Below are 18,155 nucleotides of genomic sequence, written 5' to 3' on the forward strand. Positions count from 1 at the left end.
GGTTTCGAGCGGGTGTGCCCGGGTGTTGTCAGTGACCGAGCTCGCGGTTCACCATCGGCATCACTTCGGTGGCGAGCAGCTCGATCGACTTCATCACCAGGTGGTGGGGCACCCCGGATAAGTCCATCTGCAGCGCGAGGCGATCCATTTTCAGGTGTCCGTGCTGATAGACGATGCGCTCGGCAATCTCCTCCGGAGAGCCCACAAAAAGTGCGCCGCGGTGGCCGGTTTGGTCCACATAGCTGGCTTCACTCGGCGGGCTGAAGCGCCGTTCCCTCGCGATCCGGCCCATGGAGTCCATCCAGTACGGGAAGTACGTGTCTGTAGCCGCCGCAGATTCTTCCGCGACGAAGCCGAACGCGGAAACGGTGACCTTGTCGGCGCCCAAGACGCCCGGACCTTGGGCGTAGGCCTCGTGGTAGAGATTGACCAGTGGGGCGAAGCGTTCGGGTTGGCCGCCGATGATGGCGTAGTTGATGGGCAAACCGATCAGCCCCGCGCGGGCCGAGGACTCGGGATTGCCGCCTGTGGCGATGCTGATCGAGAGATGGCCGCCCACGGGTCGGGGGAGCACCACCTGATTGACGAGCGCTGGTCGGTGGTGACCCGACCACGTGATTTCTGGGCGTTCGTCGATCTTGAGCAGCAGTGCGAGCTTCTCTTCGTAGAGCTCGTCGTAGTCCGCCAGTTCGTACCCGAAGAGCGGAAAGCTTTCGATGAAGGATCCGCGGCCGGCGAGCAGCTCGGCACGTCCGTTGCTGAGCAGATCGATTGTGGCGAACTGCTGGTAGACACGCACCGGGTCTTCGGTACTCAGAACGGTGACGGCGCTGCCAAGCTTGATCTTTTTGGTGACGGTTGCCGCTGCTGCCAGCACGGTCGCGGGCGCGGAGATCGAGTACTCGGGGCGGTGGTGCTCGCCGATTCCGAAGTAGTGCAGCCCAAGCTCGTCGGCAAAGGTGATCCGATCGATGATTTCTTTCAGCCGTTGACCGGGGTCAGTCTTGGCTCCCGTGAGCGGGTCAGGGTGAATGTCGCCAAAGGTATATACGCCGAATTCCATGTACGTTCATACAACTAGCTGAAGGGTTTTATTCCCGACGCCGTTGACCTGCGCAGATAGGGCAGCAGACCAACTTCAGCGGGCCGTTGGCGTTTCACGTGAAACAACGGCGAACGGTCGAAAGGGGACGCGCTCATGTAGGGGGTAAAAATTCTTCGATGACGGCAATCCCCGAGAGGGGAGGTCTACGAATACCTGCGGAAAATCCTGATGCCGTTGTCGGGGCCTTCCACTAGATTGAACCAGGGCCGCGACGTATCCGCATCCAGCCCTGAAATCGGCAGCTCGCAACTGCGCGCCGATGGTCACCACGAGTTTTGAGGAGTTAGTTCTCTATGCCGAAATCAACCTCCACGGTCGAGCCGAAAGGTTCGTTCGTCGCTGGTGGCGCCGCACCCGACCCCAAGCGATGGATAGCGCTCATCGTCATTGGGGTGGCGCAATTGATGGTGGTGCTGGACGCGACCATCACAAACATCGCGATGCCGCGAGCAGCCGCCGAATTGGGTATTGCGCAGGCGGACCTGCAGTGGATCATCACCGCCTACGCGCTGCCTTTTGGCTCGCTGCTGCTGCTGGGTGGTCGGATCGCTGATTATGTAGGTCGCAAGAAGGTAATGATCATCGCCCTTAGCGGCTTTGCGTTGGCATCGGCTCTGGGCGGCGCTGCCAGCCAGGCCTGGATGCTTCTCGCTGCCCGCGGGCTGCAGGGTGTCTTCGCAGCCGCCCTCGCGCCCGCCGCACTGTCCATGCTGACGGTGACGTTCACGGATGCAAAGGAACGGGCGAAGGCGTTCGCGGTCTTTGGCGCCATTGCCGGTGGCGGAGCTGCCGTCGGCCTCCTGCTCGGCGGCGTGCTGACCGAGTACGCCAATTGGCGCTGGTGCCTACTCGTCAACATTCCTATTGCTATTGGTGCGATGTTCGCTGCCATCGCCATCCTTCGCGAGTCGAAAACTGAAAGCACAGGGCATTACGACGTCCCGGGCGCAGTCTTGGCGACCCTGGGTCTCGCCGGACTGGTGTGGGGATTCACCCGACCCGAGAAGGTGGGCTGGGCTTCGCTCGACACTTGGTCGTGGATCGGCGGCGCGGTCATCGTCCTTGCGCTCTTCGTCGTGTGGGAAAGCCGCAGCACCAACCCGCTCCTGCCGATTCGAATACTCGCGAATCGAAACCGCGCAGCGGCATACCTGGTTGGCATGCTGGTGGGAGCTGGCATGTTCTCGCTGTTCCTGTTCCTGACGATCTATTTGCAAATCGTCCTCCAGTACACCCCGGTCAAGGCTGGCTTTGCCTTCCTGCCGTTCAGTGCCGGAATTGTGTTGGGCGCCGGCGTCGGCTCCCAACTCGTTTTGAAGGTCGGCCCCCGCATCGTCGTCACAACCGGCAGCACTTTGGGAGCCATCGCGCTTTTCTGGATGTCCTCGATCGCCCCCGATACGACCTACGTCGGAACGATTTTGCCAGCGATGGTGGTGATGGCCTTCGGTGTGGGATTCATCTTTATGGCTACCACCAATATTGCGCTGGTGGGCATCAGCAATAACGACGCGGGAGTGGCCAGCGCGGTAGTCAACACCACCCAGCAGGTGGGTGGCTCACTCGGTATTGCCCTGCTGAGCACCATCTCCTCCACCACGTTCCTGCGGTATCTCACAGATCGCGGAGTGGCCCCGATCGCCGATCCGTATTCAGCCGCGATTGATCCGGTCCAGGTCGCCGCCACCCTCCACGGTTACGGCGTTGCCTTCAAGGTTGCTGCGGGTCTTTTCGCGTTGGCGGCGGTGATTGCCGTGACGCTGATTTCGGCGAAAAAGTCCGACCTACCCACTGGCGCCGCGGTAGCAATGCACTAAGCGCACGATCGCTCAGCGGAGTTGGACTGAAGGCGTCGCGGACATCCCACGGATGTTAGCGGCGCCTTTCGTCATGTGGTGCCTGAACACGCTGCGCAGAGGCCGAATAGCTCCATGTGATGGTCAACGTCAGTGAAGCCGAAATCTTGAGCCACCGTCCGCGCCCACTTTTCTACGTGCGGTGCATCTATCTCCTGCGTGTTTCCGCAGGAGCGGCAGACCAGATGATGGTGGTGGAGTGGCTGCGCGCAGCGACGGTAGAGGATCTCGCCAGATTCGTTGCGCACGGAATCCACGTCGCCCGCAGCCGCCATTTCCTGCAGCGCCCGATAGACCGTTGCCAGGCCGACAGTGGAGCCACCCGAGCGCAGCTGCGAGTGCAAATCCTGTGCGGAGGCAAATTCCCCGGTCTCGCTGAGGAGGTCGCTAATAGCCGCGCGCTGACTAGTGTTGCGGCGCTGCACTGCAACCATGCTGATCTCCCCACATCTGGGAGCGATAGTGATTCTCGCTCTCGTTGAGGATAGCGGCTGGAGAGGTTGAGATCCGGGTCTGCATCCGCGCGCAGCTCAGGCTTGTGATGGGTAGGGCAATCGGACCTGGTGTGGCAAAGCCGACTAGAGTAAGTTTCGGAGATCCGAACTTAATTGTTGGAATGGGCGAAGTCGAGATTGGCGCAGTGGAGATTGGCGCAGTGGATGGGTAGGCGAGTGAGACCAGAGGGGGCAGTGGAGACGGAAGCGCCGCAGCCACCTCGCAGCAAGCTGCGCCGCACGCTTCCGCTCCTCGGCCCGGCGTTCGTCGCTGCGGTCGCCTACGTGGACCCCGGCAACTTCGCGACGAACTTTTCGGGCGGCGCCAACTACGGCTACCTGCTGTTGTGGGTGATCGTGGCAGCCAACCTCATGGCCATGCTGATTCAGATGCTCACTGCCAAACTAGGGGTGGCAACTGGCCGCGACCTGGCAACATTATGCAGAGAACGCTTTCGGCGGCGCGTGGTCTGGGGGCTGTGGCTGCAGGCCGAAGGTGTCGCCATCGCCACCGATATCGCCGAAATTGTTGGTGGGGCCGTGGCGCTCAATCTCCTCTTCGGGGTGCCGCTCCCCGTCGGTGGTGTGATCACCGCAGGCGTCGCCTTCGTCCTGCTCGCCGCGCAAACCCGAGGCTTTCGACCTTTTGAGGTGGTGATCACCGGCCTGCTGCTCATCATCGCGCTGGGCTTCGGATACATGTTGGTGCAATCAGGCTTTGACCCCGGTAAGGCGGTGACGGGGCTTGTTCCGTCATTTGCCGACACGGACAGCGTGCTCCTTGCGACAGGCATCCTCGGCGCGACCGTGATGCCGCACGTCATCTATGTTCACTCGGCGCTGACACCACAACGCTATGACCTTCCAGATGATGGACGGCTGGCCGAAGGCAGCGGCGAAAAAGTGGCTCCGGGGCAGCAACTACCCCCTCAATGCGTAAAAAGCTCCTCACAGCACAGCGGATCGACGTACTCATGGCGATGGGCGCCGCCGGCATCGTGAACGCCGCAATGCTGGCGATTGCCGCGCAGCTGTTCTTCAAAACAGACACGAAATCGGAATCACTCGAAGAAGTGCATGCCGGTCTCGGGCTGGTACTAGGCAGCGGCGCGGCAGTCGCTTTTGCCGTCGCACTGTTGGCCTCGGGTCTGGCTGCTTCGGCGGTCGGCACGTATGCCGGTCAGGTGATCATGGCGGGCTTTCTGCGCAAACGGATCCCGTTAACGCTGCGTCGCTTGCTGACCGCGATCCCTGCGGTGCTTCTCCTTGCTAGCGGCGCGGACCCGACGGCGGCTTTGGTGTGGTCCCAGGTCGTCCTATGTTTCGGTATTCCATTTGCGCTAATTCCGTTAGTGGTTTTCACTTCGCAGCCGAGCCTGATGGGCCCGTACGTGAACCGCCGCATGACGACTATCCTCGCCTCCGCAGTGGCCGTACTTATCGTCGTGCTGAACGCATATCTTCTATTCAGCTTGTTGTGGGGATAACCAGGTGCGGGTCTGGGCGATAGGCCTTGAGGTGTCGGAGCGCCCCCAACCTCTAGCGCTGCGGCGGAAAACAGATCTCCTCGGCCACCGTCGCCTACGCTCAACAGGTGAGTACCGCTTCTGACAATCCAGCAATGGGGCCCGACGCCCCCGCGAGCGAACAGCCGCTAGCGGCCCCGCAGACGCAAGATGCCGTGGCTGACCCTGCTGTGGCTGACCCTGCTGTGGCTGAACCTGCTGTGGCCGAACCTGCTGTGGCCGAACCTGCTGTGGCTGATCCTGCTGTGGCTGATCCTGCTGTGGCCGAACCTGTGTCAGTGAAGCGCCGCAGAACCCGCGATCGCAGTCTGGCAGCGTTATTAGCCGCCGCGGTCCTCGTCATCTCCGGTGCGATCTGGCAGCAGAGCGATGCCAGAGCCACCAGCGCCGAAGTCGGTGCGGAGTTCCCTGCGCCTCCCGGGATGGCGCAAGCCCCGACCACACTGAAGCCCCTATGGCAGATGTCTGCTGGTGCGTCGGTGCTGGTGTCGCCATACGGGACCGTGGTGGAAGCAGATAAGCACACCGTCACGGGGTACGACGCGTTGACTGGCGACAAGCGCTGGACCTACAGCAGGTCGAACCTACCGATCTGCGCGATTGGCAGCGGCGACCTGAAGTCGGTTGACTGGGCGGCGGGCGGCGCAGTCCGCGGCATCTTGGTGACGTACGAGAAGAATGGCCAGTGCAGCGAAGTTACTTTGCTGAACGCCGCAACCGGCGATCGTCGCTACCAGCGCACCTCCGACGTGCCAGCCGATACAAAACTCATTTTTGGTGGTTCCTACGCTGGTCTTTTTTCCCCGGATCTGGTGGACCTCTGGCGCTACGACCTGGTTCGTACGGCCAACTACGGCAACTTGCCGACCCCGCGCAGCCCCAACACCCGTCATCTCGGATGCACCTTCACCGACGGCTCCATTGGTGGCAATCAGTTCGCGACTATTGAACACTGTGAGGCGACGCCGGAAACCGCGAATGTGGTGCTGAACTACGCGGACCCGGGGTCGACCGACGAGGGTAAGAAGCAAAAGTGGGAGTACGACAGGTTTACCGCTCGCGCCACCATCGCGCTGGGTGCAAAGAATGCGAAACTGTTGTCCGTTACCAATGACGAAGTGGCAGTTTTGGTCAGTACGCCCGCGCCTGCGGTGGTGGTGTACAACACCGCGGGCAAGGAATTAAGCCGGACGATGGTGCTGCTATCAGCGGCAGATATCGCAGCTGCCGCTGCGGCTGGGCCGGGCACCAACGTTGCGGTGTCGGACGGTGCGCGATACGCCTTGATCGGCAGCACGCTCTTGGCTGTGAGCGGCGACAAGCTTGACAGCGTATGGACTATGCCCAACGTGGTGGGTCTACCGGTGGCGGTGGGTCCGGATCTCCTGGTGCCGACGGCTGATGGCATTGTCGTGGCCGGAAAGTTCAATGGCCAGATCGAGCGCACGCTCGCAGTAGACCGAGGTGGCTACGTGGGCCCGGTGCAGCTTGGCGTGAGTGGATCGGTGCTGGTGGAACATCGGGGCGATATGGTTGTGGCACTGAAAAGTGAGTGACATCAACGCCTCTGCCCTTTCTTTCGATCATGCTGCGGCGTTGGCAGAATTGCTGGAGGAGCCGATAAGCGTTGGCTTCAAGAGCTTTCCGACCGTGGGCACGATCGGTGAGGTGGGTGCCCAGGGGTGGCGCGCACTTGATGGCGACCTGATGTTGCCGGTGGCAGTGCTCAGCGAGTCCGCTGTGGAGCACAACCTGCAGCGGATGGCGCAGTACTGCCGCGAGAACGGTGTTGACCTGGCGCCGCATGGCAAAACCACTATGTCGCCGCAGTTGATGGTGCGCCAGTTTTCGGCAGGTGCGTGGGCGGTCACCGTCGCGACCACGGCGCAGGCCCGGGTATTTCATGCTTTCGGTGCACGCCGAATCGTCATCGCTAGCCAGGTCGTGGCGCGCGGCGACCTGCAGTGGCTTGCCCAGAGTCTTGACGGGGATGCGGGTCTGGAAATCCTGGTATTGGTCGATTCGGTCGCTGGAGTTGCGGCTACCTGTAAAGGCTTGTGGGAGGCAGGTTTTGCCGGCCGGTTACCGGTGCTCCTCGAGCTTGGCTATGACGGCGGTCGCGCTGGCTGCCGCGACAAGGTAACGGCTCTCGAAGTCGCCTCCGCAGTAATGGCCGCAAAGTGCCTGGTGCTGAGAGGTTTTGAGGGTTTTGAGGGTTTGATGCCGGGCGCCGACTACGCAGCCCAGCAAGCCGGGGTCGACGGATATTTGAACTTTGTGAAAGATGTGGTCGACGAAACTCTCGAACGAGCATTGGTGGAAGCGGGCAGCGAGATTCTTCTGACCTTTGGTGGAAGCGCTTACTTCGACAGGGTTGTCGCTGCATTCCCTGGCCGAGAACGCGGTGGGTTTTCGGTTCGCGTAGTGCTGCGCAGCGGGTGCTACCTCACCCACGATGATGGAATGTACGCCCGCACTTCTCCCCTGGCAGCCGGGGCTGACCCTGACCCGCTGTATTCAGCGTTGCATGTGTGGTCGGCTGTACTGGCAAAACCTGAGCCTGGCCTGGCAATCGCCGGGTTCGGGAAACGCGACGCCTCCTTCGATGCGGGCTGGCCCATTCCGCTGTTGCGGCGGCGCGAGGGTCAGATGCAGAACCTGAACGACGTTGCTGTGACCGGAATGAACGACCAGCACGCCTATCTCGCCCTTGGCGCACACTCTGACGTAGAGGTAGGGGATCTGATCGGCTGCGGCATCTCGCACCCCTGCACCACGTTCGACAAGTGGCCGCTGATCGCGATGGTGGATGAGGACTATCGCGTCACCGGCGCAGTGCGGACCTTCTTCTGAGTGGCCGGGACGGCTGGCTTTCGCGACCGGTGGTGCTGGTCATGGGTTTGTTCGCCGAGCGGTGCGCTACGCCCGCGAATTGTCCAAATTCCAGGGCATAGCGCACCGCTCGGCGAAATAGGCGTGGCAACGGGGCAAATTTCGGCTCGTGGTGAGTGAGCCGCTTAGTGGCTACGGCACGTAGTTAAACGTGTCCGGGTCCGGGCCCGTTCGTTGACCGCGGTCCAGGCTAGAGATCATCGACATCTCAGAATCGTCGAGTTCAAAATCGAAAATGGCCGTGTTTTCTTGGATCCGAGCGGGGGTCGCAGACTTCGGGAACACGATGTTGCCCAACTGGATCTGCCAGCGCAGCACAACCTGAGCGGCAGACTTGTTGTGCGCCAGGGCAACTGTCACGATCGTCGGGTCGTCGAGAACGAGGCCCTTGGCGATCGGCGACCACGCTTGCGTGGCGATACCGTGCTCGTCGTTGTAGGCATGGAGTTCGGATTGCACGAGGTACGGGTGTAGTTCGATCTGGTTCACCGCAGGCGGGATGGTCGTCTCGGCCAGCAGTCGTCCGATGTGGTGCGCCTGGAAGTTGGAGACGCCGATGGACCGGGCCCGCCCACTCTGATAAATCTCCTCCATGGCTCGCCAGGTGTCGACGAAGTTGCCCACCGCGGGCAGTGGCCAGTGGATCAGGAACAGGTCAACCCGCTCGAGGCCCAGGTCCTTTAAGGACGTATCGAAAGATGCGAGTGCATCGTCGCGTGAGTGCTTGTTGTTGTTCAGCTTGGTGGTGACGAACACGTCTGTGGGATCCAGAGCGGACTGCGCAATGGCTTGCCCAACCTCCTTCTCGTTCCCGTACATCTGCGCGGTGTCGATATGTCGGTAGCCCGCGTCAAACGCGCGCTGCACGGCCTCGACCGTATCCGCGGGCTTGATCTGGAAGGTGCCGAATCCCAGTTGCGGGATATGGACACCGTTGTTGAGGTTGATGTTCGGGATTTCCGTCATTCGGAGTGCCTCTCGTGTCGTCGTGTCTTTTACTTGGTACCCGATGCTCCTCGTTCTCAACGCACTCGAGCAAACCGGATGCCGGTGAAGGGACCCGTATCCAGATTGCCAGTTTGGGTCTGGGGAGGGACGGGTAACACCGGAACAGCTGGCCTGCAGGCCCGGGGAGTCGGCCGGCGAGCCGTCGGCGGTTGAAAAAACAGCCGACGTCGGCGCTCAGTGAGACGCCCAGCCCCGATCGCAATGGTCGGGGCTGGGCCACTTTATCGGGGAATGCACCTGCAGCACGAGGTATTCACTACTGACATCGGAGTCGGCATGTATCTATCCACCATGATGGCGGCGCCGGAGGTGGTTCCCAGTGGCAGCGATGCGCAGCTGATCATCTCCGCACTTGTCGGATTTGCCGTCATCATCGTCTTAATCACCTGGCTCAAACTCAACCCATTCCTGGCGCTCACGATTGGCGCGATCGGCGTGGGTATGGGCGCGAGCCTGGGCGCGGGAAAGTCGGTCACCAGCTTCGCGAGTGGCTTCGGATCCACGATGGGCAGCGTCGGAATTCTGATCGGCTTTGGCGCCATGTTCGGCAAGTTGCTGGCCGATTCCGGCGGCGCCGACCGCATCGTCGATACCCTTGTCTCGCGAGCGAGCCCGGCGGCGCTGCCGTGGATGATGTCCCTGGTCGGCGCAGTGGTCGGGCTTCCGATGTTCTTTGAAATCGGCCTCGTCCTTCTGATGCCGGTCATCATCCTGACGGCCCGCCGCTCGGGTTTGCCGCTGATGCGGATCGCAATTCCGACCTTGGCCGGACTCTCTGCCATGCATGGTTTGGTACCACCCCATCCGGGTCCGTTGACGGCGGTGACTGCTCTAGGTGCCGACCTAGGCCTCACGCTGGCGCTCGGGGTCGTGGTAGCAATTCCGACCATTATCGTTGCGGGACCTCTCTTCTCGCGGTTTGCCGCACAGTGGGCCGATGTTCCTGTGCCCGCACTTTTCGGCGCCGATGGGGAAGAGGCCGAGGGTAAAGAGAAGGAGGACCCCAACCGTCCGCGACCGACCTTTATCGCAGCGTTGGCTAGCATCCTGTTGCCTGTCGTGCTGATGCTCGCCAAGTCCATCGTGGACGTCATTGAGCCAGCGAAACAGGGAGTCGCAGCCTCGCCGTCGAAGTCGATTTTGGATTTTCTCGGCAACCCCCCGGTGGCGCTGGGCATTGCTGTGGTGTTCGGCATCTTTGTGCTCGGAAGCGGCGGGAAGATGAACCGCGATGCCATTTCGAAGACGCTAGATAAATCCCTGCCACCCATCGCAGGCATTCTGTTGATAGTGGGCGCCGGTGGCGGGTTCAAGCAGGTGCTGATCGATACCGGTATCGGGGATGTGATCGCGAGAGCTGTTCAAGGCAGCGGTCTTTCAGTGCTATTTCTGGCATGGATGGTCGCGGTTCTCATCCGCGTGGCCACCGGTTCAGCTACCGTGGCAACGGTAACGGCGGCTGGGATCCTCGCCCCCGTAGCTGCCACCTTGCCGACCGCGACGGTCGCACTGATGGTGCTGGCAATAGGCTCGGGATCCCTGTTTCTCTCACACGTCAATGACGCGGGGTTCTGGTTGGTCAAGCAGTACATGGGGACGTCCGTCGGCCAGACCCTCAAGACCTGGACTGTCATGGAATGCATTGTCTCCGTAGTGGGCCTTGTGGGCGTCCTACTCCTGAACCTGGTGATCTGATATGACGAATTCTGTTTCGCCACAACCAGTATTGGTCATCATGGGGGTGTCTGGGTCTGGAAAGTCCACGGTGGCAGGTATTCTCGCCGGACAGCTTGGCTGGGAACTGGAGGAGGGCGATGACCTCCATCCAGAAGCGAATGTCGAAAAGATGCATGCCGGACAGCCGCTGACTGACGAAGATCGTTGGCCGTGGCTCGATAAGGTTGCGGGCTGGATTAGCGAGCACACGCAGGCGGGGGTTCCGGGCATTATTACTTGCTCGGCCCTGAAGCGATCGTATCGAGATGTATTGCGCGGCAGGAACGTCGTCTTCGTTCACCTCGCTGGCGGCAAGGACACGATCAGCAAGCGGTTGACGACCCGGATGGATCACTTCATGCCACCGGCACTGCTCGACTCGCAAATTGCCACGCTGGAAGCGCCGGGTGAAGACGAGAACACGCTGGTAGTCGATATTGGGCGGCGGCCGGCCGAGGAAGCTGCGGAAATCATCAGCAGGCTCGGGCTGCGGCCGGAGCCGTCCTCCCCCGCGGCCGGGGCGCAGTTCCGGGGCGCTGTTCCCGGGCCAGCCGCCTGTCCCCCAGCGGATAGTCCTTGATGGAAGATGCCACGGGTGCAGGTCGACGGCAATTGCACGGGTGCAGGTCTACGGCAATTGATAGTCAATTGTCGGCGCAGCCTTCTATATTCCTTTCATGACTGAACTGATCGAAGTTTCGGGCTTGGTGAAACGGTTCAAGGGCAACACAGCCTTGGCGGGTATTGACTTCTCGGTTCCCGAGGGCACGGTGCTGGGGCTGCTCGGCCCCAACGGTGCGGGCAAGACTACTGCGGTCCGGATCCTGGCGACGCTGCTCCCGTCGGACGAGGGCACTGCAACGGTTGCCGGTTATGACGTTGCTACCCAGGCTCGGCAGGTTCGCTCGATCATCGGCTTGACGGGGCAATACGCGGCCGTGGATGAGTACCTCACGGGCTTCGAGAACTTGGAAATGGTGGGACGTCTTTACCACCTGGGAAAGAAGGAATCCCGGACGCGGGCGGCGGAGCTGCTCGAAAGGTTCGATTTGGTGGAAGCGGGAGGTCGGCCGGCGAAGACATATTCCGGCGGTATGCGCCGCAGGCTCGATATTGCCGCCTCCCTCATCGCCCGGCCGAGGGTTCTCTTCCTTGACGAACCCACTACCGGCCTCGATCCGCGCAGTCGGCTCGGGATGTGGGAGTTCATCGAAGGCCTCGTGCAGGAAGGGACAACGATCCTCCTGACCACGCAGTACCTCGAGGAGGCCGACCGTCTTGCGAACTCCATGGTGGTAATCAACCATGGCTTGGTCATCGCCCGTGGCACGTCTGACGAGTTGAAAGCGCAGGTGGGTGGTCAGCGTCTGGAGTTCACCGTCGCCCGTGATGGCCAACTTGCGATCCTCGCCGAGCGGCTCGCCGGAATCGCCGCTGAGCCGGCGCGGCTGGACGAGTCGAATCGCCGCGCGGTGATCCCCATCAATGGTGGGTCCGAGGTATTGGCTCAGGCGCTGAGCCTGTTGGAGGGGTCGGGTGTCGAATTGGTCGACGTCGGCCTGCGCCGGCCGGACCTTGACGATGTGTTCCTCACCTTGACGGGACATTCCGCTGAAGACGCGGAAGCGCCAGCGGCAACGGAAGGCGCAGCAACGGAAGGCGCAGCAACGGAAGGCGCAGCAACGGAAGGCGCAGCAACCGAAGGCGCAGCAACGAAAGGCACAGCAACGAAAGGCGCAGCACACCGAGGGGGAACCGGCAAATGAGCACACTTTCGCAGGGCATTTCTGACAGCCTCACGATCACCAAGCGCAACCTCATCAAGGTTCGCAGAGTTCCAGATCTGATCGTTTTTGCCACGTTATCGCCGATCATGTTCGTGCTGCTGTTCGTGTACGTGTTTGGTAGCGCGATTCCGATCAATGGCATCAGCTACGCCGAGTTCCTACTGCCGGGAATCTTTGCGCAGACTGTCATTTTCGGCGCCACCGTCACCGGCGCCAGCCTCGCCGAAGACCTTCAGAAGGGATTGATCGACCGGTTCCGGTCGCTGCCGATGGCTCGATCGGCGGTGTTGGTCGGTCGTACTGTCGCCGATATCGGGCTCAACGTAATCTCCGTGGTCGTGATGTCGTTGACCGGGCTGTTGGTTGGCTGGCGGATCCGCTCGTCATTTCTGGATGCGCTGCTCGGGTTTGCGATGCTGTTGCTCTTCTCCTACGCAATCTCGTGGGTGATGGCCATCATCGGTTTGCTCGTTCGCACGCCGGAGGTCTTCAACAACGCGACCTTCATCGTCATCTTTCCGGCGACCTTTATCGCCAACACGTTTGTGCCCACCAACAACTTCCCGGCAGTTCTCCGAGTGATCGCTGACTGGAACCCGGTTTCGGCCATCGTGCAGGTGGCTCGCCAACAATTCGGGAACACCGCGCCGATGCTGCAGTCCAGTACGGCCTGGTCGCTGCAACACCCGGTTACCTACAGCATGATGTGGGTGGTCTTGATCCTGGTCATCTTCGTGCCGCTATCCGTCCGCGGATACCTGCGAAGCGGCCTGCGGTAACAGCCGTGGTGAGATACCTGATGCTCGTCTGCCAAGACACCGCCGACTCGACCACACCGCCGACCCAAGCCGACCGTGCCGGCGCGCCGGATGTTGGCCAGTGGTGGCATGCCGCACACGAGGCCGGAACCCACGTCATGGGAGATCGGCTCCGCCCTGCCGCAGAGGCGATGACTGTGCGCATTCGTAGTGGCGAGCTAGTGGTGAAGCGAGGACCGCTCACCGAGGCGGGTGGGTTGCTTACCGGATTCGATGTGCTCGAATGCGAGTCGGCCGAACAGGCAATCGAGATTGCGTCGGGTCACGCAATGGCTCATGTCGGCGTAATTGAACTTCGAGAAATGTGGCCGTTAACCGGTGAATAGGGACAAGTAGGGCTTGTGCAATCAGGTCCGCGCCAGAATTAACCGCGGGGTCGCTCAAGCGGCCAGCGTGTACGCATGGCCAGGATGGCGGTGCATCGAAGATGAGGCCACGAGAAAAGTCGGCGAATCGCTAAATGAACTTATCCAATAATGTGAAGTAAATCGAGCCTCGGATCGGAGCACTCCAACCAAGGGCCCAGTAACAGATCAGGTGCCGAAAAGTAAGAGGTCGGGTGCCGAAAACATAGGCGAACGTGCGGACATACATCAGTTAAAGGAGCAGGTCAACACCTGTTTTCATGTTGTTACCTGCTGGCCCTGACGGGTTTAGTAATCACGAACGAAAACCAGTCACAATCACGTAACAGTGGGGTGACGATTCTTCCAACCCACTTCAAGGCCTCCGGCCGAAGCTATGCTTCGGTCACACGCAGTGGTTAACCGAGTCGGTGACCGTTTCGCGACTCAACACTGTTTGCTGGGTAGGCATTGTTTACCCCGGGTTTCGGAAATCGCACTTCGGGCATACCCTCATTGGCTCCATCCCTACGGCAGCGTTAAGGAGTATTTACAGATGAAATTACGCATGATGAAAGCAGCGGCGGGGGTGTCGGTCCTCGCCATGGTGTTGGCCGCATGCGGCAGCAGCGATAAAGCGGCAACCACCGCAACGCCGGCAGCGAGTGCGGCCACGCCCGCTGCGTCCTCCTCCATGAGCGAGGCCGCCAGCTCCGATGCGCCCATGTCGGATTCTGCTTCGGCAGAGGCACCCGCCGCAGCCGACCCGTCGGCCCCTCCCGTCATCGACGGCGCAGCCGACTTGGTTATCTGGACCGCGCAATTGGAATCTGCGGCGATCCAGGCGGCAGCCGACAAGTTCGCGGCTGATAACGGCATCAAGGTTAGCGTGCAGATCGTTGCCGAAGGTCGGACGGCGTTCTTGAACGCCTCTCAAGCAGGACAGGCGCCGGACCTCATCAACGGCGCTCATGACTGGATCGGGCAGCTAGTTCAAAACGGTGCGATTGACCCAGTCCAGCTGGATGCGGCGACCCAGGCGAAATTCAACCCACTTGCTATCAAGGGCGTCACATTCAACGGTCAGATCTACGGCGTACCATACGATCTCGGCAATATCTTCCTGGTCCGCAACACCGATATGGCTCCTGAGGCCCCGAAGTCGGTAGAAGACATGGTGGCGTCGGGTAAGAAGCTCGTTGCCGACGGCAAGGCTTCTGAGATCATGGCGCTCCCCGTTGGTGCCAACGGCGATCCGTACCATATGTACCCCTTCTTCACCTCAGCCGGCGGTTACCTGTTCGGTAAGAGTGCAGACGGTAACTACAACCCCAAGGACCTCGGCTTGACCAAGCCGGAGGCAACCGCGGCAATGGCAAAGATCGGCGAATTGGGCAAGGAGGGAGCGCTCAAGACTTCTATCGATGGTGGAAACCTTGTTCCCTTCTTCACCGAAAAGAAGACCGCCTACATGATCACCGGGCCATGGAACCTGCCCGACATCAAGAAGTCTGGCGTTCCGTTCGCCATCAGCCCAGTTCCAGCTTTCGAAGGCGGCGCTGCGGCCAAGCCTTTCGTGACCGTTGATGCCCTCTACGTGGCAAGCAAGGGCAAGCACAAGACGGTAGCTCAGGAGTTCGCACTGAACTACTTTGCGAGCGACGAGGTTTCGTCCGCGCTGTACAAGCTCAGCCCTCGCCAGCCCGCCCTGATCTCGGTGTACGACCAAGAGGTCGCCGCTGATCCGGTGTTGGCTGACGTGGCAAATGCCGGCAAGGACGGCGACATCCTCCCGGCCATTCCCGAAATGGCGTCGGTGTGGGATCCGTTCGGAAAGGCGCAGTCTGCTGTGATCGGTGGCGCCGACCCGGCGACGACAATAGCCGCAGCGGCATCAGCCATCCAAGCAGCTATCGGATAAATAGCGCTTTTGTTGGGCCGGTAGGGCAAGGTCGCCCTACCGGCCCGACGCAGTGACTCTGACCGTCCTACATCGTTCACAGGAGAGCGCCCCGTGGCTCAGCAGTCCGCATCGACGACGTCGACACCCACTCAAGGTGGCCGGCCACCCAAGAAACAACGGTTAAGCGTCGCCTCAAAACGGGGCTCCACGCTTGGAACTATCGTCAAAATAATGCTGTTGGGCGTCGTCGCCGCCATCGCGGTGTTCTCGATGCTGCCGCTGATTGATCGCCGAAATTGGCTCGGTGTGATCCTGGTGGTGCTCACCACCGCGGCCTTGTTCTATATCTACTTGACGCCGAAGCTCATCCCGGCCAAATACTTGGTAGTGGGAACGCTCTTCCTGGCAATTTTCCAGGTTCTGCCCATCGTCTACACGATCACCACCGCATTCACGAACTTCGGTGATGGGCACCGCGGTACCAAGGAAGATGCCATTGTCTCGATTCGATCGACCTCGGTAAAAGAGGTCGAAGGCGGCGCAACGTACACCCTTTCCATCGGCGTCAGCGGCGATGAGAATACGGGCGACATCGCCTTCCTTCTGGCGGATAAAGACGGGAACCCGTTCGTCGGCACCGCCAAGGGCGTTGCCCCGCTGGACAAGAGTGCGGTCACCCAGTCGCCGTCGGGCAAAATCCTGGCTGCTAGCGACTACACGGTGCTTAACCTCGGCAAGGCAGCCAGCCGTCAAGCAGACATCACCGCGTTGGTGGTGCCCACCGACAATGGCGCCATTATCGCCAAGGGCGTCAGCAGTGCGTTCGAGGGCGGCGCAACCCGCAAATACGATGCCGCGACGGACACCATCACGGACTCCATCTCCGGTCAGACGTGGGCCGCAGACGACACCGACGGCTACTTCAAAGACGCAAAAGGCGCTTTTCTCCCGCAGGGATGGCAGGTTAACGTCGGCTTGAAGAACTTCGTCGACGTGTTCACCAATCCATCGATTGCCAAGTACTTCCTGCAGGTCATCCTCTGGAACTTTGCGTTTGCGCTCTTGGTGATGGCCTCCACCTTCGCGCTCGGTTTGGGCGTGGCGATGGTGATGAATAGTGACAAGCTCAGGGGTAGGAAGATCTACCGGTCGATCCTGATCTTGCCGTATGCCATGCCCGGATTCGCCATGTTGCTGCTGTGGCGCGACATGTTCAACACCGACTACGGCCTGATTAATAAACTTTTCGGGACTGACATTGACTGGTTCGGTAATCCGTGGGCGGCGCGCGCGGCGGTTCTCATCGTGCAGCTCTGGATGGGTTATCCGTACATGTTCCTGGTGTGCACCGGGGCTTTGCAGTCCATTCCATCCGACCTCGTCGAAGCAGCGGGAGTGGATGGCGCCAAGCCGTTCTACGCCTTCCGTACGATCACCTTCCCGCTGCTCTTGGTCGCGGTGGCGCCCTTGCTTATTGCCACCTTCGCGTTCAACTTCAACAACTTCGGCGCGATATACCTGGTCAGCGGCGGTGGTCCATTCCCTGCCGACAACCCCACGGTGGGGGCGACCGACCTGCTCATCAGCTACACCTATCGGCTCGCATTCGGCGGCCAAGGCGCCCAGTACGGCCTCGCAGCGGCGATCTCGATTCTGATCTTCATCATCGTCGCCGCCGTATCGTTCATCGGATTCAAACGGACCAAGGCACTTGAGGAGATCAACTGATGACCCAGATCACCGGCGCCAGCCCCCTCGCGAAGAACGCGGCACCGCGGGAGGATGCGCCCGTCTATCTCGGCAGGGCCGGAGGCAATTGGTTCCAGCGAACCGGATGGCGCCACCTCGTCGCTATCGTCGGTGTCTTCTTCGCCGTGTTCCCGATTCTGTTTTTGGTCTCGGCAGCGTTAAATCCGCTCGGCACGCTGTCTGCGTCAACGCTTATCCCCACGGGGGCCAGCTTCAACAACTTCAGCAGGCTTTTTAACGAAACCGATTACTGGCTGTGGTTGCGGAATTCCCTGATCATTGGGGTGGTTTCCACGGTGGCCTCGATTTTCGTGTCCACCTGCGCCGCCTACGCATTCTCCCGTTTCCGATTTAAAGGTCGGCGCGCAGGGCTTCTTGCGGTGCTGCTGATTCAAATGTTCCCAGTGTTCCTTGCGCTGGTGTCGCTGTACCTCATTTTTGCCACCATTACGGACCTGTATCCCGTGATTGGCTTTAACACCCCGTGGGCGCTGGTGCTGCTCGGATTGGGTGGTGCGCTCGGCGGAACCACCTGGCTGATCAAGGGCTTCCTTGACACCGTGCCAAAGGATTTGGACGAATCCGCCACCGTCGACGGCGCGACCCATGTTCAGATCTTCTTCGGAATCATTTTTCCGTTGATCACCCCCATCATTGCGATCACCGGTCTACTAGCGTTTATCGGCTCGATCAGCGAGTTCCTGATCGCCAGCGTCTTCCTCACAGAGCCCACGCAGAAGACGGTAGCGGTCGGTCTGTACGGGATGGTCGCCAACGAACGCAACGCCAACTTCGGCATGTTCGCGGCCGGGGCGGTCATCACAGCAATCCCCATCGTGTTGCTGTTCCAGTACCTGCAGAAGTACATCGTCAGTGGTTTGACCGCCGGCGCGGTCAAGGGATGATCGCATTTGCGATGTCCACGACAGCAGCTTTGCTCAGCACACCCAGCACAGA

General features: G+C 60.7%; 17 protein-coding genes. 13 read left to right on the forward strand and 4 right to left on the reverse strand.

All coding sequences use genetic code 11. The features are described from left to right. Positions 1-28: 28 nt before the first annotated feature. A complete protein-coding gene (locus tag EH165_RS00405) occupies positions 29-1,063 on the reverse strand; it encodes an LLM class flavin-dependent oxidoreductase (RefSeq protein ID WP_124797544.1) in 1,035 nt (344 codons plus the stop codon). A gap of 335 nt (positions 1,064-1,398) precedes the next feature. Here EH165_RS00405 and EH165_RS00410 point away from each other — a divergent pair, with 335 nt between their 5' ends. Next, on the forward strand, positions 1,399-2,922 hold the full coding sequence (locus EH165_RS00410) for an MFS transporter (protein WP_124797545.1): 1,524 nt from the start codon (positions 1,399-1,401) through the stop codon (positions 2,920-2,922). Positions 2,923-2,993: 71 nt separating this feature from the next. On the opposite strand, the gene EH165_RS00415 is transcribed toward EH165_RS00410, so the two are convergent. Next, positions 2,994-3,395 (reverse strand): Fur family transcriptional regulator, encoded by a 402-nt coding sequence (locus EH165_RS00415; RefSeq protein WP_124797546.1) that lies wholly within the window; start codon positions 3,393-3,395, stop codon positions 2,994-2,996. A gap of 237 nt (positions 3,396-3,632) precedes the next feature. On the opposite strand from EH165_RS00415, the gene EH165_RS16360 reads away from it, so the two are divergent. The 4 genes from EH165_RS16360 to EH165_RS00430 all read left to right on the forward strand — a co-directional run bounded on the left by EH165_RS16360 (position 3,633) and on the right by EH165_RS00430 (position 7,834). Beyond that, a complete protein-coding gene (locus EH165_RS16360) occupies positions 3,633-4,457 on the forward strand; it encodes an Nramp family divalent metal transporter (RefSeq protein ID WP_206426021.1) in 825 nt (274 codons plus the stop codon). Then, positions 4,430-4,942 carry an Nramp family divalent metal transporter gene (locus EH165_RS16365; RefSeq protein ID WP_277870510.1) on the forward strand — a complete coding sequence of 171 codons (513 nt, stop codon included), beginning with the start codon at positions 4,430-4,432 and terminating at the stop codon, positions 4,940-4,942. The genes EH165_RS16360 and EH165_RS16365 overlap by 28 nt, the downstream gene beginning before the upstream one ends. 107 nt (positions 4,943-5,049) lie before the next feature. After that, positions 5,050-6,537 carry an Rv3212 family protein gene (locus EH165_RS00425; RefSeq protein WP_124797547.1) on the forward strand — a complete coding sequence of 496 codons (1,488 nt, stop codon included), beginning with the start codon at positions 5,050-5,052 and terminating at the stop codon, positions 6,535-6,537. Then, the gene (locus tag EH165_RS00430) at positions 6,530-7,834 is read left to right on the forward strand and encodes a type III PLP-dependent enzyme domain-containing protein (RefSeq protein ID WP_124797548.1); all 1,305 of its coding nucleotides are present in this window, start codon (positions 6,530-6,532) and stop codon (positions 7,832-7,834) included. Before EH165_RS00425 ends, EH165_RS00430 begins: the two co-directional genes overlap by 8 nt. A 171-nt stretch (positions 7,835-8,005) precedes the next feature. Here EH165_RS00430 and EH165_RS00435 read toward each other — a convergent pair whose 3' ends face one another. Further along, positions 8,006-8,839: an aldo/keto reductase gene (locus EH165_RS00435; protein ID WP_124797549.1), complete on the reverse strand. Its 834-nt coding sequence runs from the start codon at positions 8,837-8,839 to the stop codon at positions 8,006-8,008. 318 nt (positions 8,840-9,157) lie between these two features. Here EH165_RS00435 and EH165_RS00440 point away from each other — a divergent pair, with 318 nt between their 5' ends. The 5 genes from EH165_RS00440 (at position 9,158) to EH165_RS00460 (ending at position 13,528) form a co-directional block, all read left to right on the forward strand. Beyond that, positions 9,158-10,576 carry a GntP family permease gene (locus tag EH165_RS00440; RefSeq protein WP_124800201.1) on the forward strand — a complete coding sequence of 473 codons (1,419 nt, stop codon included), beginning with the start codon at positions 9,158-9,160 and terminating at the stop codon, positions 10,574-10,576. 1 nt (position 10,577) lies between these two features. Beyond that, the gene (locus EH165_RS00445) at positions 10,578-11,177 is read left to right on the forward strand and encodes a gluconokinase (protein ID WP_124797550.1); all 600 of its coding nucleotides are present in this window, start codon (positions 10,578-10,580) and stop codon (positions 11,175-11,177) included. A 97-nt stretch (positions 11,178-11,274) separates the two neighbouring features. Further along, positions 11,275-12,363, forward strand: coding sequence for an ATP-binding cassette domain-containing protein (locus tag EH165_RS00450; RefSeq protein WP_124797551.1), 1,089 nt, complete (start codon positions 11,275-11,277; stop codon positions 12,361-12,363). Continuing rightward, positions 12,360-13,163: an ABC transporter permease gene (locus EH165_RS00455; RefSeq protein ID WP_124797552.1), complete on the forward strand. Its 804-nt coding sequence runs from the start codon at positions 12,360-12,362 to the stop codon at positions 13,161-13,163. Before EH165_RS00450 ends, EH165_RS00455 begins: the two co-directional genes overlap by 4 nt. 8 nt (positions 13,164-13,171) lie before the next feature. Beyond that, positions 13,172-13,528: a YciI family protein gene (locus EH165_RS00460; RefSeq protein WP_124800202.1), complete on the forward strand. Its 357-nt coding sequence runs from the start codon at positions 13,172-13,174 to the stop codon at positions 13,526-13,528. A 546-nt stretch (positions 13,529-14,074) separates the two neighbouring features. Here EH165_RS00460 and EH165_RS15225 read toward each other — a convergent pair. After that, positions 14,075-14,272: a hypothetical protein gene (locus EH165_RS15225; protein ID WP_164479032.1), complete on the reverse strand. Its 198-nt coding sequence runs from the start codon at positions 14,270-14,272 to the stop codon at positions 14,075-14,077. Here EH165_RS15225 and EH165_RS00465 point away from each other — a divergent pair. The 3 genes from EH165_RS00465 (at position 14,271) to EH165_RS00475 (ending at position 18,103) form a co-directional block, all read left to right on the forward strand. Next, positions 14,271-15,467 (forward strand): sugar ABC transporter substrate-binding protein, encoded by a 1,197-nt coding sequence (locus tag EH165_RS00465; protein WP_164479033.1) that lies wholly within the window; start codon positions 14,271-14,273, stop codon positions 15,465-15,467. The two genes, EH165_RS15225 and EH165_RS00465, sit on opposite strands and share 2 nt — an antisense overlap. A gap of 93 nt (positions 15,468-15,560) precedes the next feature. Next, positions 15,561-17,177 carry an ABC transporter permease subunit gene (locus EH165_RS00470; RefSeq protein ID WP_206426023.1) on the forward strand — a complete coding sequence of 539 codons (1,617 nt, stop codon included), beginning with the start codon at positions 15,561-15,563 and terminating at the stop codon, positions 17,175-17,177. Continuing rightward, positions 17,177-18,103, forward strand: a complete 927-nt coding sequence (locus tag EH165_RS00475; RefSeq protein WP_124797554.1) for a sugar ABC transporter permease — start codon at positions 17,177-17,179, stop codon at positions 18,101-18,103. Before EH165_RS00470 ends, EH165_RS00475 begins: the two co-directional genes overlap by 1 nt. The last annotated feature ends 52 nt before the right edge of the window (positions 18,104-18,155 follow it).

This window comes from Nakamurella antarctica, from assembly GCF_003860405.1.
GTDB classification, from domain to species: domain Bacteria; phylum Actinomycetota; class Actinomycetes; order Mycobacteriales; family Nakamurellaceae; genus Nakamurella; species Nakamurella antarctica.

Bases quoted from the DNA above. Each gene is read 5' to 3' on its own strand.
- EH165_RS00405 (WP_124797544.1), bottom strand. From the start codon at position 1,063: ATGGAATTCGGCGTATATACCTTTGGCGACATTCACCCTGACCCGCTC.
- EH165_RS00410 (WP_124797545.1), top strand. From the start codon at position 1,399: ATGCCGAAATCAACCTCCACGGTCGAGCCGAAAGGTTCGTTCGTCGCT.
- EH165_RS00415 (WP_124797546.1), bottom strand. From the start codon at position 3,395: ATGGTTGCAGTGCAGCGCCGCAACACTAGTCAGCGCGCGGCTATTAGC.
- EH165_RS16365 (WP_277870510.1), top strand. From the start codon at position 4,430: ATGGCGATGGGCGCCGCCGGCATCGTGAACGCCGCAATGCTGGCGATT.
- EH165_RS00435 (WP_124797549.1), bottom strand. From the start codon at position 8,839: ATGACGGAAATCCCGAACATCAACCTCAACAACGGTGTCCATATCCCG.
- EH165_RS00440 (WP_124800201.1), top strand. From the start codon at position 9,158: ATGTATCTATCCACCATGATGGCGGCGCCGGAGGTGGTTCCCAGTGGC.
- EH165_RS00445 (WP_124797550.1), top strand. From the start codon at position 10,578: ATGACGAATTCTGTTTCGCCACAACCAGTATTGGTCATCATGGGGGTG.
- EH165_RS00450 (WP_124797551.1), top strand. From the start codon at position 11,275: ATGACTGAACTGATCGAAGTTTCGGGCTTGGTGAAACGGTTCAAGGGC.
- EH165_RS00455 (WP_124797552.1), top strand. From the start codon at position 12,360: ATGAGCACACTTTCGCAGGGCATTTCTGACAGCCTCACGATCACCAAG.
- EH165_RS00465 (WP_164479033.1), top strand. From the start codon at position 14,271: ATGTCGGATTCTGCTTCGGCAGAGGCACCCGCCGCAGCCGACCCGTCG.
- EH165_RS15225 (WP_164479032.1), bottom strand. From the start codon at position 14,272: ATGGGCGCATCGGAGCTGGCGGCCTCGCTCATGGAGGAGGACGCAGCG.
- EH165_RS00475 (WP_124797554.1), top strand. From the start codon at position 17,177: ATGACCCAGATCACCGGCGCCAGCCCCCTCGCGAAGAACGCGGCACCG.